At 69.9% G+C, this 13,408-nt stretch carries 12 protein-coding genes; 3 read left to right on the top strand and 9 right to left on the bottom strand.

All coding sequences use genetic code 11. The features are described 5' to 3' along the window. Positions 1–11: 11 nt before the first annotated feature. The 3 genes from ZRA01_RS03705 to ZRA01_RS03695 all read right to left on the bottom strand — a co-directional run bounded on the left by ZRA01_RS03705 (position 12) and on the right by ZRA01_RS03695 (position 1,769). Positions 12–326 carry a BufA1 family periplasmic bufferin-type metallophore gene (locus ZRA01_RS03705; RefSeq protein ID WP_141349431.1) on the bottom strand — a complete coding sequence of 105 codons (315 nt, stop codon included), beginning with the start codon at positions 324–326 and terminating at the stop codon, positions 12–14. A gap of 171 nt (positions 327–497) precedes the next feature. Further along, positions 498–1,280 carry a gamma-glutamyl-gamma-aminobutyrate hydrolase family protein gene (locus ZRA01_RS03700; protein ID WP_141349430.1) on the bottom strand — a complete coding sequence of 261 codons (783 nt, stop codon included), beginning with the start codon at positions 1,278–1,280 and terminating at the stop codon, positions 498–500. Between the two features lie 33 nt (positions 1,281–1,313). Then, the gene (locus tag ZRA01_RS03695; protein ID WP_218028643.1) at positions 1,314–1,769 is read right to left on the bottom strand and encodes a MarR family winged helix-turn-helix transcriptional regulator; all 456 of its coding nucleotides are present in this window, start codon (positions 1,767–1,769) and stop codon (positions 1,314–1,316) included. 283 nt (positions 1,770–2,052) lie between these two features. Here ZRA01_RS03695 and ZRA01_RS03690 point away from each other — a divergent pair, with 283 nt between their 5' ends. After that, positions 2,053–3,306 carry a cation:proton antiporter gene (locus ZRA01_RS03690; protein ID WP_141349426.1) on the top strand — a complete coding sequence of 418 codons (1,254 nt, stop codon included), beginning with the start codon at positions 2,053–2,055 and terminating at the stop codon, positions 3,304–3,306. After that, positions 3,303–4,451 (top strand): YbdK family carboxylate-amine ligase, encoded by a 1,149-nt coding sequence (locus ZRA01_RS03685; RefSeq protein ID WP_141349425.1) that lies wholly within the window; start codon positions 3,303–3,305, stop codon positions 4,449–4,451. The genes ZRA01_RS03690 and ZRA01_RS03685 overlap by 4 nt, the downstream gene beginning before the upstream one ends. 251 nt (positions 4,452–4,702) lie before the next feature. Here ZRA01_RS03685 and ZRA01_RS03680 read toward each other — a convergent pair whose 3' ends face one another. Both ZRA01_RS03680 and ZRA01_RS03675 read right to left on the bottom strand, forming a co-directional pair. Next, positions 4,703–5,566 carry an SPOR domain-containing protein gene (locus ZRA01_RS03680; RefSeq protein WP_141349423.1) on the bottom strand — a complete coding sequence of 288 codons (864 nt, stop codon included), beginning with the start codon at positions 5,564–5,566 and terminating at the stop codon, positions 4,703–4,705. Next, on the bottom strand, positions 5,563–6,087 hold the full coding sequence (locus ZRA01_RS03675) for a DUF2802 domain-containing protein (RefSeq protein ID WP_141349421.1): 525 nt from the start codon (positions 6,085–6,087) through the stop codon (positions 5,563–5,565). Before ZRA01_RS03675 ends, ZRA01_RS03680 begins: the two co-directional genes overlap by 4 nt. Positions 6,088–6,441: 354 nt before the next feature. On the opposite strand from ZRA01_RS03675, the gene ZRA01_RS03670 reads away from it, so the two are divergent. Beyond that, the gene (locus tag ZRA01_RS03670) at positions 6,442–7,206 is read left to right on the top strand and encodes a YdcF family protein (RefSeq protein ID WP_141349420.1); all 765 of its coding nucleotides are present in this window, start codon (positions 6,442–6,444) and stop codon (positions 7,204–7,206) included. Here the strand turns inward: ZRA01_RS03670 and ZRA01_RS03665 are convergent. From ZRA01_RS03665 to ZRA01_RS03650, 4 genes are all read right to left on the bottom strand, one after another. Next, positions 7,196–7,993: an enoyl-CoA hydratase/isomerase family protein gene (locus tag ZRA01_RS03665; protein WP_141349418.1), complete on the bottom strand. Its 798-nt coding sequence runs from the start codon at positions 7,991–7,993 to the stop codon at positions 7,196–7,198. The two genes, ZRA01_RS03670 and ZRA01_RS03665, sit on opposite strands and share 11 nt — an antisense overlap. Before the next feature lie 379 nt (positions 7,994–8,372). After that, entirely contained in the window at positions 8,373–9,569 is a 1,197-nt protein-coding gene (locus tag ZRA01_RS03660; protein ID WP_141349416.1) for an acetyl-CoA C-acyltransferase, read from the bottom strand. Positions 9,570–9,581: 12 nt separating this feature from the next. Next, entirely contained in the window at positions 9,582–11,966 is a 2,385-nt protein-coding gene (locus ZRA01_RS03655) for a 3-hydroxyacyl-CoA dehydrogenase/enoyl-CoA hydratase family protein (protein ID WP_141349414.1), read from the bottom strand. A gap of 104 nt (positions 11,967–12,070) precedes the next feature. Then, positions 12,071–13,351, bottom strand: a complete 1,281-nt coding sequence (locus tag ZRA01_RS03650) for an OmpP1/FadL family transporter (protein WP_141349412.1) — start codon at positions 13,349–13,351, stop codon at positions 12,071–12,073. Between the last annotated feature and the right edge of the window lie 57 nt (positions 13,352–13,408).

Below are 13,408 nucleotides of genomic sequence, written 5' to 3'. Positions count from 1 at the left end.
GTGCTAGGGGCTCAGGCCTTCTTTTCCTTGAACTCGGCCAGCTGGCCGTGGCCGGTGGGCGAGCTCGGCGAGGCCGTCTTCTCGCAGCTGCCCTTCGGCACCAGCGACCAGGCGTTGCCCTGGTAATCCACCTTCGAGGTGCCGGCGCAGGTGGTTCCGGCACCCGCCTTGCAATCGTTCTTGCCCTTCAGGGCGACGCCGAAGCACTTCTCCTTGTCGGCCATGCGGTCCTGGGCAGTGGCCGGGGCCGCGGCGAGGCTGAGGGCAGCGCCCATGGCCAGCGCGAGGGAAGCGGCCGAGATCGACTTGGTGGTGATGGCACTCATGATGTTTCTCCTGTCAGGGTGAGGATGCCGGAGGCTCCGGCAGGACCGCCGGGAATCCGACGCCTGCCCATTAGTCGGAGCCGGGCCCGCACTCTTACACCCATCCAGAAAAAATTTCTTGCGCCCCCCGCAGTGGCCACGGCGCTGCCGCCATCCCGCGGCAGAACGCCACTAGCGGCTGTTGCGCGCCGCCTGGTGGAAGGCGTCCAGCAGCGGCGCGCAATCAAGCAGATTGCTGCGCCCCGGGGTGTGGAACTCCGGATGCCACTGCACACCGACCACGAAACCCCGCCCGGTGTGGCGGATGGCCTCGATCATGCCGTCGTCGGTGGAAGTCGCCTCGACCACCAGATCCCGCCCCAGGCTGCGCACGCACTGGTGGTGGATGGACACCACCTGCCCGCCCACCACCGGGCCGAACCAGCGCGCAAACTGGCCACCTTCGGCAAAGTGGACGGCGTGACTGTGCTGGTCGTAGGCGTCGGCCTGGTGGCGGGCCGGCTCGGCGAACTGGGTGGGAATGTCCTGGTATAGCGAGCCGCCGAAGGCCACGTTGATGAGCTGCAGGCCCCGGCAGATGCCCAGCACCGGCTTGCCGGCCTCCACGAACTCATGGAGCAGCTCCATCTCGTAGGCGTCGCGCACCCGGTCGCCGGCCCATTCGTCCTTCAACGGCGTCTCACCATAGGCCTCCGGGCTGACGTCGGTGCCGCCCTGCAGCACCAGCCCGTCGAGATAGTCGGCGTAGTCACGGAGGCGGATGTTGCTGCGGTGGATGGGGCCATCCTTGAGGATGGACGGCACCATCAGCACCAGCACATCCCGCGACATCACCCACTGGGCGATCGACTGCTCGAGCACCTGGAGCGTCTTCGACTCGATGCCCATCGCGCCGTCCCGCGGGTGGAACAGCCGGGCCGACAGCCCGATCCGGATCGTCTTGCTGCGTGCCATCTCACCTCCCAGCCGGGCGTCCGCGCGCGGGCCTCAGATATCGGCCAGGGGCTTGCCCGCGCTGGGCGAATCCCTGACGGTCAGTTGAGCGATCACCTCGGCCAGCCCCAGGTGCAGCCGCTCCAGCGTGTCGTCGGGCAAGCCCTGCAGGGCCTGCGGCAGGATGCCCGCAACCGGCCCCGGCGCCACCGCCAGCACCTCGGCGGCCTGGTCTGTCAGCTGCACGCCGACCCGCCGCTGGTCATCGGCCTTGCGCGCCTTGGAGATCAGGCCCCGCGCCTCGAGCTTGTCGACCAGCTGGCTGCAGGTGGACTGGTGGATGGACAGGCGGGCGGCAAGCTCCGACACCCCCACGCCGGGCGTGTGGGCGATTTCGTGGAGCAGCCACAGCTGCGAGCCGGACACCCCGCAACTCTGTTCGACCTCCCGGAAGTGGTGGCGGACCGACCCGAAGATCAGCCGGAACTGCTTCAGGACGGTGAGGGCCATGGGGTCTGCGGGGGCTTGCGGGGTGAGCGTCATCGGCTTGGCGTTTGCGAAATATGTTTTCGTAAATTATATTTGTTCCAATGTTTTTTTAAAAGTACGTCTTCGCCAAGCTCATGCTCCTTCACCGCCACGACCTGAAAACATCCCTCCGGCACCGTCTCGGTGAAGCACAGCCGGGCAGCCGGAGCGGCACTGAAACCAGCCGCCGAAGCAGCCGGAATGCGGGCGGCTGCGGCCCCGGTGAGCGCAAGCCGGCGCCCCCGGCCCGCGGAGCCCTGCCCCGATGATGCCGCCCCGCCAAGGCTGGGAGGCGCTGCAGGAGCGGCTCCTCTTCCTGCCGCCGCTTCCCGAGCAGCTCGACCCGCTGGCCCTCTTCGCCCTGCTGCTGGTGGCCGGGCTGCTGGTCGGGGAGACGCTGTTCCGCCGCTTCGGCCTGTCGCGCATCGTCGGCTACGTGCTGGCGGGTGCCGTCGCCGGGCCGGGTGTGCTGGGCTGGCTGGATCGGGAAACCGTCGCCCTGGCCAAGCCGGTGGCCGACGCCGCGCTGGGCCTCCTGCTCCTCGAGACCGGCCGCCACCTCGACCTGCGCTGGCTCAACGCCAACCGGAGCCTGCTGGCCAGCGCGCTGGCCGAATCGGGGCTGGCCTTCGTGTCGATCTTCACCTTCGCCCTGCTGGCGGTCGGCCTGAGCCCCGGCTGGAGCGCCGCCACCGCGGCGATCACGATGGCCTCGGCACCGGCGGTGGTGCTGCTCACCGCCCAGGAGAACCGCGCCCAGGGCCAGGTCACCCAGCGCACGCTGCTGCTCACGGCGATCAGCTGCGCGCTCTCCTTCGTGGTCTTCGCGCTGGTGCTCGGCGTCGTGCACGCAGAGCAGGCCGGCGACTGGCTCAACGCCATCGTGCACCCGCTGTGGGTGGTCTGCGGCAGCGCCGGCATCGGGCTGGCCTGCGCCCGCCTGGCCCTGGCGATCGCCGCGCGGCAGGCCAAGGGCTCGGCGGCCCAGGTGTTCATCCTGGTCGCCGTCGCGCTGCTGGCCATCGGCGTGGCGCGGATGCTGGCGGTACCGGTGTTCCTCAGCCTGTTCATGATGGGCGCCGCGCTCAACCTGGCCGACCAGACCAAGGTGCTGGCCTACACCAGGCTCCCCGAGGGGCACTGGACCCTGGCCATCGTGCTGTTCGTGGTGACCGGCGCCATGCTGCCCCTCGACAAGCTGAGCTGGCTCACCGGGCTGCAGGCGATCGGCCTCATCGTGGTGCGCGGCCTGGCCAAGTTTGCCGGCGTGGTGCTCACCGGCCGCAACGACCTGCCGGCCGCCAAGCGTCGGCTGGTGGGCGTCGGCATCCAGCCCTTGTCCGCCACCGCCATCTTCATGGGCGCCGAACTGGCCGCGATCTACCCCGAGGTCAGCGGCCAGGCCCTGCTGCTGCCACTGCTGGCCGCCGCCCTGATGGAGCTGGCCGGCCCCCAGCTGTGCCGGTACGCCTTCAAGCAGGCCGGCGAGACCGAACCGCCACCCGAGCCCCGCCGATGAGCGACCTTTCCCAACTCCGCTTCACCCCCAGCCGCCCCCTCACCCTTGGCGTCGAACTCGAGCTCCAGCTCGTCTCCCTGCGCGACTACGACCTCACCCGCGCCGCCACCGACCTGCTGGGTGGGCTGCACTACGACGACCGCTTCGGCGAGATCAAGCTCGAGATCACCGAGAGCATGATCGAGGTGAACTCCCGCCCCCGGCAGGACGTCACCGCCATCGCCGCCGACCTCGACGGGCTGCGCCAGGTGCTGGTGGAGCACTGCCAGCGCAACAACATCGCCGTCTGCGGCGGCGGCACCCACGCCTTCCACCACTGGCCGGAGCGACGCATCAGCCCCGGCGAGCGCTTCGCCTTCCTCAACGAGCGCTACGGCTACCTGAGCAAGCAATTCACGGTGTTCGGGCAGCACATCCACATCGGTGTGCCCTCCGGCGACGACGCCATCTGGCTGACCCACGCCCTCAACCTCCATGTGCCCCACTTCGTGGCCCTGTCGGCCGCGTCGCCTTATCTCGACGCCACCGACACCGGCTTCGAATCGGCCCGCCTCAACGCCGTCTCGGCCTTCCCCCTGTCCGGGCAGGCCCCCGACGTGGCCGACTGGGCGGCCTTTCTCGATCACATGGCGCTGCTCCAGTCCTGCGGGGTCGCCGAGAGCATCAAGGACCTGTACTGGGACGTGCGCCCCAAGCCCGAATACGGCACCGTGGAAGTCCGCGTCTGCGACACCCCACTGACCGTCGACCGAGCCACCGAGCTGGCCGCCTTCGCCCAATGCCTGGCCCGCTACCTGCTACGCGAACGGCCGCCGGTAGTGCCGGCGATGCAGGCCCTGGTGGCCCGTTACAACAAGTTCCAGGCCTGCCGCTTCGGCTTCGCGGCCGAACTCGCCGACCCGCTGCGGCGCTGCAAGACGCCCCTCGCCACCGCGCTTCCGGCGCTCCTCGAGCAACTCGCCGGCGACGCCGACGACCTGGGCTGCCGGCCGCAGCTCGACCGCCTGCGCGCGCTGGCCGCAAGCCACCAGGGCGACGCCGCCTGGCTGCGGCAGACCTACCAAGCCACCGGCAACCTCCACGACCTGACCCGGGCCGCGGCAGACGAGTTCGCCCGGCCTTCCTCTTATTGCGCCCAGGCCTAGCCGCCTGTCGGGCATACAGAAACGACACGAAAATCTGGTGGTTCGAGGCGGGATTTCAGCGACGCCCGAGGCGTGCGAGTGATCCGGGCCGGGGCAGCGCCGGGAATACGCACAGGCGCCAGCAACGCTCCGAGGTTTGGCCCGGCCAGCGGGGCAAGGCACGCACCGCAGCAGGCATGGCGCGACAGGCATAAAGCAGGCGGCTCAAGCAGCCATCACCGGCAGCCCGCCGACACGCGAAGCACGCCGGATCAGCGCCGGAAGGGCAGCAGCTCGCCGGGCGTGAAACCCTTTTCGCGCAGGCGGGCCTGGGCGGCCAGCGCATCGCGTCGATCGGCAAACGGCCCGACGAGAACCCGGGTCTCCAGGTGGGAGGGCACGCCTGCGGCCGATAGCCGGGCCCTCAGCACCTCGGCCTGTTCGGCGGTGGGAAAGGCCCCCAGGGGCAGGTAATAGGCACCATCGGCAGCCGCGCGCGGGGCCGGGGCCGCCCCTGCTTCGGCAGCCACCGTGGGCGCCGGGGCCGACGCGGCCGGCGCTGGCCGTACAGCGGGCACCGCAGCCGGTGCCTGGGCGGTGGCAGGCACAGGCGCCACGGCAGCCGTCGCGCTTCTGGCGGCTGGCGCCACCGCAGACTGCGGGGCCGTCGGCACAGCGGGCTCGTCGGGTTTCCGCACGGTTTCGACGCGGCCTGGAGCCGCCGGCGCCATCGTACCCTGGGCCGGCCGCGCCGGTGGGCGGGTGCCCTCGACGACATTGGCCTGGCGTTCGAGCCGCTCGGCCCGGCTGGCCTTGGTGTCGGGCGGCAGACTCGGCGCCGGCGCCTCCTCGGGTGGCGCCACGGGGCGCAGGGCGGCTTCAGCGCCGGCCCTCAGCACGTCGGGCGGCGCATCACGCCCGGCCTCGGACGCAACCTGGGCCGGCGCGATCGGCTTGGTGGGCAATACCACCTCCTCTTCGGGCACCGGCGGGCGCGACTGGTGATCGAACACCGCCAGCCCGCCCAGCAGCAAGCCGATCAGGCCCACGGCCATGCCCGCCCGCACCCACAACTGCCGGCGGCCGTCTTCGTCGCCCACGGCCTCCACCTCGGCGGTTTTCCGCTCTTCGTTCATGCTCCATCCTCCGCCCGTGCCAGCGCACACACCAGTTCGGCCTCAGCCACCGAGATCCCGCAGTGATCCGCGATCTGCGCCGCGGTGACCCCCCGGCCGGCCAGCAGCATCGCCTCGGAATGCTGCGGCGACACCGGACGCACATACTGCTGCGCGGCCTGCGGTTGCTGGGCCTGCACCTCGGCGCGGGCCAGGGTGCCCTGAATCTCGTTCATGTCGAGCCGCATCGCGACCAGCTCGCTGCGCAGGAAATCCTGCTCCGTGCGTAGCTGGCCGATGTCGCGGCGCAGCTGCTGGATCTCGAGCTCGTTCATTTCGGCGAGGGGGATTTCGGGCGGCGCAGGCATCGTCTCGACGGTGGCCGCGGCGGGCGGCGCAGCGACGACCTCGGTCTGCGGGGCGGCCTCCGCCGCGGCGCGAGCCGTGCGCGGCAGCGCCAGCCGGAAGAGGATGACCACCAGATAGAGGGAGAGCACGCCGACCAGCGCCCAGATCGCCTCCCGCACGCCGAGTTCCATCATCGTGCCAGCCCTCCGACCCGTCGGCGGGCGATTGCCCCGCTGGCGCCACGCGGCGCCGGACTGCCCGGATCGGCGGGGCGAGCCGGACCACACTCAGGCCCGAACGCCCCCTTTTTCGACTGGAACCCAATTCTCGCGATGATCTTTCCCCTGATGACGAGTACGTCCGTGACGCTGCAGCAACCCTTGGAATGCTTTGAGCACGCCCGCCAGGAAGGCGCGGGCGAAGAGATGGAAGCCAGTGTGCGTGGGGCTGTCGAGGCTACATAAGGTAGCCGGTCGCGCCCAACCGGATGATAGCCTTGCGCCTCTTCACCGACAATGCGGCGCCTCGCCGGTGCTCCCTTTTTCACCATGCTCTACCTCAAAAACATCGTCGCGGCGCTCATCCTGCCGCCCCTCGGCCCCCTGATGCTGGTCGCCCTCGGCCTGCTGCTGCTCGGATGGCTGCCGCGCATCGGCCGCGTCGTGGCCTGGAGCGGCATCGCCGTGGGCCTCGCCATGATCACGCCGGCATCGGTGGGCACGCTCCTCGAACCGCTCGAGGACATCCCGGCGGTGGAGCCGGCGAGCCTCGCCGGGGCCGACGCCATCGTCATCCTGAGCGGCGGCCTGCGCGACTACGCGCCGGAATATGGCGGCTCGACGGTGAACCGCATCACCCTCGAACGGGTCCGCTACGGCGCTCGGCTGGCGCGGCAGAGCGGGCTGCCGGTACTGGTGTCGGGCGGCACCCCGAGCCGGCAAGCCAACGCCCGGGGCCCGGGCGAGGCGCAGCTGATGAAACAGGTGCTGGAGGAGGATTTCCGGGTGCCCGTGAAGTGGGTCGAGGGCCGCTCCCTCGACACCCGCCAGAACGCCGACTTCAGCGCGCAGCTACTCCTGCCGCAGGGGGTGAAGCGGGTCGTGCTGGTGACCCACGCGGCCCACATGCACCGCTCGGTAGAGGCCTTCGAGCACGCCGGGCTGGCGGTGATCCCGGCCCCCACCGCGTTCTTCGGCGGCCCTGGCAAGGACGACAACCTCCTGCCAAAGCTGCCCGGCATCAACACCGCCTATGCCGGCGGCTACGCGGCCCACGAATGGGTCGGCATCCTGGCCTACCGGCTCAGCCGTTGAAACGCGGCTTGCGCTTTTCGAGGAAGGCGCCGATGCCCTCGTCGAAATCAGGCCGTGCGGCGCAGCGGGCAAAGGCCTCGGCCTCCAGCTGGAGCTGGGCATCGAGGCTCTGGTCGGGCGACTGGTTGAGCAGGCGCTTCATCTCGGCGTAGGCCTCCTTCGGGCCGCGCAGAATGCGGCCGACCAGCGCGTCCACCGCCGCGTCGAGCTCGGCGAGCGGCACCACCTTGTTGGCCACGCCCAGGCGCAGCGCCTCGGCGGCGTCGAAGCGCTCGGCCATCAGGAGCAGCTCGAAGGCCTTGTGGCGCCCAACGATGCGCGGCAAAAACCACGACACGCCGCCGTCACCCGACAGCGCGATACTGCCGTAGGCGGTGGTGAAGTAGGCCGTGTCGGCCGCCAGCACCATGTCGCAGCCCAGCGCCAGCGACAGGCCGAAGCCGGCGCAGGCACCGTGCACGCGGCCGATCACCGGCACCCGCAGGCCGGCCAGTGCCTCGACGCTGCGGTTGATGTCCTGCTCGATGGTGGCGCGGAAGCTGGCGATGCGGCTCTCGGGCGACAGGTGCAGCTGGCCGGCGAAATCCTTCAGGTCGCCGCCGGCCATGAAATGCTCGCCGGCGCCCTTGATGACGACCACCCGCAGGTCGTCCCGATGGGCGAGCTTTGAGGTGGCCTCGGCCAGGGCGCCCATCATCTCGAAGGAGAGGGCATTGAGCGCGGCCGGGCGGTTGAGGGTCAGGGTGGCGACGCCATCCGTGACGTCGAGGAGAATCGTGGAGCTCATGGTGCGTCCTTGTTGGGGTAAGGAGGCGATTTGACCCTGAAACGCAGCCGGCGGGAAGCACCCCAGCCCCGTCAAAGCGGCGGGCGGCCCGGAACTCCGGCCCCAACTCAAGACACGGTGACCTCGCCCGTCAGGGCGAGCACCCCGGATGTGCTCGCGAGCAGATCGGCGCTCCTCGGGAGCAGCCCGGCGGTACTCACGAGGGGCTCCACGCTCCTCCCGAGCAGCACGGAGGTGCTCGGGAGGAGCGTGGAGGTGCGAGGGGGCCGCTAAAAGCGCGTCGAGAGGAGCGCCAGGGTGCTCGGGACGGGCCGGCAGGTGGTCGCGAGCAGGCGCGCCGTACTATCGACACGCCCGCTTTCCCGGCGGCCCTGGGCCGTCACACCCTCTCGAACACCCCCGCCGCGCCCATCCCGGTGCCAATGCACATCGAGATCATCCCGTAGCGCGCCTGGCCGCGCTGCATCGCGCTCATCAGCGTAGCCGCGCGGATCACGCCAGTGGCCCCCAACGGGTGGCCCAGCGCGATGGCGCCGCCCTGGGGGTTCACCTTCGCCGGGTCGAGATCCAGCTGGCGCACCACCGCCAGCGCCTGGGCGGCGAAGGCCTCGTTGAGCTCGATCCAGTCGAGCTCGCCCTGAGCGATGCCGGCCGCCTTGAGGGCGCGGGGGATCGCCTCGACCGGGCCGATGCCCATCACCTCCGGCGGCACGCCGGCCACCGCGTAGCTGCTAAAGCGGGCGATCGGCGTGACGCCGTAACGCTTCACCGCCGCCTCCGACATCAGCAGCACCGCACCGGCGCCGTCCGACATCTGCGAGCTGTTGCCGGCCGTCACCGAGCCGCGGGCGGCGAACACCGGCTTGAGCTTGCCGAGGGTCACCAGCGAAGCATCGGCCCGCGGGCCCTCGTCGGTGTCGCACAGGCGCTCGGACACGCGCACCGCGCCGCCCTCGCCCGGCTTGTAGCTGCTCACCAGGTAGGGCGTGATCTCGTCCCGGAAGGCGCCGGCAGCGATTGCGGCCACCGCGCGGCGGTTGGACTCGACCGCGAAGGCGTCCTGGTCGTCGCGGCTGATCTGCCACTGCTGGGCCACCTTCTCGGCGGTGAGGCCCATGCCGTAGGCGATGGCGAGGTTCTCGTCATGGGCGAAGATCGCCGGGTTCAGCGAGATCTTGTTGCCCATGATCTGCGGCATCACGCTCATGCTCTCGGTGCCGGCGGCGATCATCACGTCGGCCTCGCCCAGGCGGATGCGCGCCGCGGCGTCGGCCACCGCCTGCAGGCCCGACGAGCAGAAGCGGTTGATGGTGATGCCCGGCACGGTGTTGGGCAGCCCGGCCAGCAACAGGCCGATGCGCGCCACGTTCATGCCCTGCTCGGCCTCGGGCATCGCGCAGCCGACGACCACGTCGCCGATCTCGGTTGCGTCGAGGCCCGGCACCTTGGCGACGACGGCCTTCAGCACGTGGGCCAGCATGTCGTCGGGGCGCACGCTGCGGAACATGCCGTTGCGCTTGGCTACCGGCGTGCGGGTGGCGGCGACGATGTAGGCGTCCTGGATCTGTTTGCTCATGGTGTTCATCCCTCAGTTGCGCAGCGGCTTGCCGGTTTCCAGCATGTGCACGATGCGTTGCTGGGTCTTCTCGGTTTTGAGCAGCTCGACGAAGAGCGCGCGCTCCACGTCCAGGAGCCACTGCTCGGGCACCCTGGCGTTAGTGTCCACTTCGCCGCCGCACAGGGCGGTGGCGGCGGCCTTGGCGACGCGGTAATCCCAGGCCGAGATGAAGCCGCCTTCCCGCATGTTGATCAGCATCATCTCGCAGGTGGCGATGCCGTTGCGGCCGGCCACCGGCACGGCGCGCTGCACCGGCGGCGCCTGCCAGCCGGCCTCGGCCAGCGCACGGGCGCGGTGGAGGGCCACGTGCAGCAGCTCGCGGGCGTTGAAGACGATGTCGTCGGAGGGCTTGGCAAAGCCCAGCTCGACGGCCTGCAGCGCGCTCTTCGAGACGTTGGCCATCGCGATGGTCTGGAACATGTTCTGGATGAAGGGGAACACGTCACCACCGGCGGCCCGGGCGGCCATCTCGGCGGCGCGCAGGGCGAACTCCTTGCAGCCGCCACCGGCCGGGATCAGCCCGACACCCGCCTCGACGAGGCCCACGTAGCTCTCCAGCGCCAGCACCCGATGGCTGGCGTGCATCACAAATTCGCAGCCGCCCCCCAGCGCCATACCCTGCACCGCGGCGACGGTGGGCACCGCGGCGTGCTTGAGGGCCATCGAGACCTGCTGGAACTTGGCGACGGTCTTTTCGAGGAGGTCGAACTGGCCGGCCTGGCAGGCTTCAGCCACCTGCTGCAGGTTGGCGCCCACCGCGAAGGGCGCGTCGTGCCAGATCACCAAGCCGTCCAGGTCGCGCTCGGCGCGGGCGATGGCCTCGAGCAGGCCGTCCATCACCTCGTTGCCGATGGCGTGCATCTTGGACTTGAACGACACGATGCCGATGCGCGCGTCGCGCGCCGGCAGGCTCCACAGGCGCACGCCCTCGTTCTCCCACAGGGTGAGGCCGGCGTCGGGCGCGGCTTCGCCCAGCACCTGTTCGGGGTAGAGCTGGCGGCCATACACCGGCAGGGCCGAGCGGGGCTTGAGGGTGGATTCAAACGCGCTCCACGAACCGGCAGCGGCATGCACGCCCTGGCGACCGTCGACGACCCAGGCGGGCAGCGGCGCATTGCTCATCGCAAGGCCGGCGTCGATGTCGGCCTGGATGGCCGCGGCAATCGCCTGCCAGCCGGCGGCCTGCCAGGTCTCGAAGGGGCCGGTGCTCCAGCCGAAGCCCCAGCGCATCGCCAGGTCGATGTCGCGGGCGTTGTCGGCAATGGCGCCGAGCTGCACCGCGCAGTAGTGAAAGACGTCGCGGAAGATCGCCCACAAAAACTGCGCCTGCGGGTGGCTGCTGGCGCGGAGCTGGGCGAACCTGTCGGCCGGGTTGCGCTGTTTGAGGACCGCCAGCACCTCGGGTGCGACCTCGCCGGCGCTGGGGCGGTAGGCCTGGGTGGCGACGTCGAGGACGGTGATGGTCTTGCCGTCTTTCCGGTAGATCCCGCCACGGGTCTTCTGGCCAAGTGCGCCCTGGGCGATGAGGCCGGTGAGCCAGTCGGGGTTCTTGAAGTAGGCGTGCCAGGGGTCGTCCGGCAGCGTGGCCTGCATGGTGCCGACGACGTGGGCCAGGGTGTCGAGGCCGACCACGTCGGCAGTGCGGTAGGTGGCGCTCTTGGGGCGGCCGATCAGCGGGCCAGTGAGGGCGTCGACCTCGTCGAAGCCGAGGCCCAAGCGCGCGGTGTGGTGCATCACCGCCAGAATCGACATCACGCCGATGCGGTTGGCGACGAAATTGGGGGTGTCCTTGGCGCGGATGATGCTCTTGCCGAGCCGGGTGGTGAGCCAGGCTTCCAGGTCGTCGAGCATGGCCGGCTGGGTGCGGGCGGTGGCAATGAGTTCGACCAGCGCCATGTAGCGCGGCGGGTTGAAGAAGTGGATGCCGCAGAAGCGGTCGCGCAGGGCTTCGGGCAGGCCGGCGTCGAGGGCGGCGATCGACAGCCCCGAGGTGTTGGAGGCGAAGATCGCATCCGGGCGGATGAAGGGCGCGACCTTGGCGTAGAGGTCGAGCTTCCACTCGAGCTTCTCGGCGATGGCCTCGATGATGAGGTCGCAGCCGCGCAGCTGTTCGAGGTCGCTACCGTAGTTGGCCACGTCGATGAACTGGGCCCTGTCTTTGGTGGCGAAGGGCGCCGGGTCGAGCTTCTTGAGGCTGTCGATGGCCTTGCGGGCGATGCCGCTAGGGTCACCCTCCTTCGCCGGCAGGTCGAAGAGGACCACCGGCACGCCGGCGTTGGCGCAGTGGGCGGCGATCTGCGCCCCCATCACGCCAGCGCCCAGCACCGCCACCTTCCGAATGATCAATCGGCTCACGCGTTTCTCCTTTTGGCTCGGCCCGCGGAGGGCCTGATTTCTTATGGGTGTCGCACTGTGCTGCGCCGTGCCGGAGCGCTACGAAACCGGCACGGCGGTAGGGCTCAGAAGGCCATCGAATACTGGGCGCCGAGAATCCACACGCGGGCGTCGTAAACGCCCTTCACGTCGCCACGCCCGAGGGACGCCTGCCTGTTGTCGATGTGGCTCTCGGAGACCTGGATGTAAGCCGCCCCCAGGTCCACCGTGGAGGCCTTGTCCAGCTTGATCTGGGCGCCGGTGGTCAGCCAGGTGCGGTTGGCGTCGGGCAGGGACACCAGGCGGTGGGCGGTGTCAGGCACCGGCGTCTGGTCGTAGGCGACACCGAACTTGAGCTTGAGGGTATCGCTGAAGCGATAGTTGGCACCGAGGGCGTAGCGCCAGGAATCGCGGAAGGCTGTGTCGAGTGTCTGCACCGTGCGGCCGCTCAGGCTGCCCGAGGTGCGCACGATGTCCACCTTGTCGATGCTGCTCCAGCCCGTCCACGAGACGTCGCCGAGCATCTCCCACTTGTCGTTGAGCTGCTGCGCCACCGACAGGATGAAGGTGTCGGGCAGCTCGACAAACGCCTTCGCGCTGCCCGACGTAAGGGCGGCGCTGGCACCCTGGGCGGGGCCGCGCACGCTCAGGTCGCCCTCCAGCGTGTGGCGGATCTTCGAGCGGTACGAGACACCGACCTTGGTGCTCGGGCTGAGGGTGAACAGCGCGCCCACGTTCCAGCCCCAGCTGGTGTCACCGGCAGACAGGGTCGCCTTGGTGGTGGCCAGCGCCGGCGAAACCACGGCCGCCAGCCGGCTGTACTCCACCTCCATGCGCTGGATGCTGATGCCCGCGCCGATCGACACCCGCTCGGTGGCGCGCAGGGCGATGCTCGGGTTGATGTTGTAGGTCTTGATGTCGAATTTGAGCGCCTGGGCGCCGCCGAGCCAGGGGTTGTCGTATTCGGTGACCAGGCCAAAGGGCGCACCGAAGCCGATGCCGGCATAGACGTCCTTGTTGAGCGCCCACGACATGTAGCCATTGGGGATGAAAGCCCAGCTCCCCGCGTCACCGCCCTCGCCCGCCGCCCCCAGCGCCCCCACGCTCGAACCGCGGTTGTCGAACTTGAAGGTCGGCCGCACCGCCGAGAAGCCCACCGAGATCTCCCGATCCTTCAGCTGGGTCATCCCCGCCGGGTTGAAGAAGATCGTGCTGGCGTTCTCGGCCACCGCGGCCGAGCCGGCGTAGGCGTTGCCGATGCCGCTGGCGTTCTGCTCGAGCAGCTGGAAGCCGGCCGCGGAGGCATGGCCGCTGGCGAGGCCGAGGGCCAGCAAGGGCATCAGGCGGGCGATGGTTTTCATCTTCATGGGTGTCTCCTCGTGTTTGGCGCGGTTGTAATATTGGGTGCCACGGGGTGCGCCGAA

The organism is Zoogloea ramigera, assembly GCF_006539865.1.
Taxonomy (GTDB): Bacteria; Pseudomonadota; Gammaproteobacteria; order Burkholderiales; family Rhodocyclaceae; genus Zoogloea; species Zoogloea ramigera.
The sequence above is the reverse complement of the archived record's forward strand: the minus strand, read 5'-3'. Positions and strand labels throughout refer to the sequence as shown.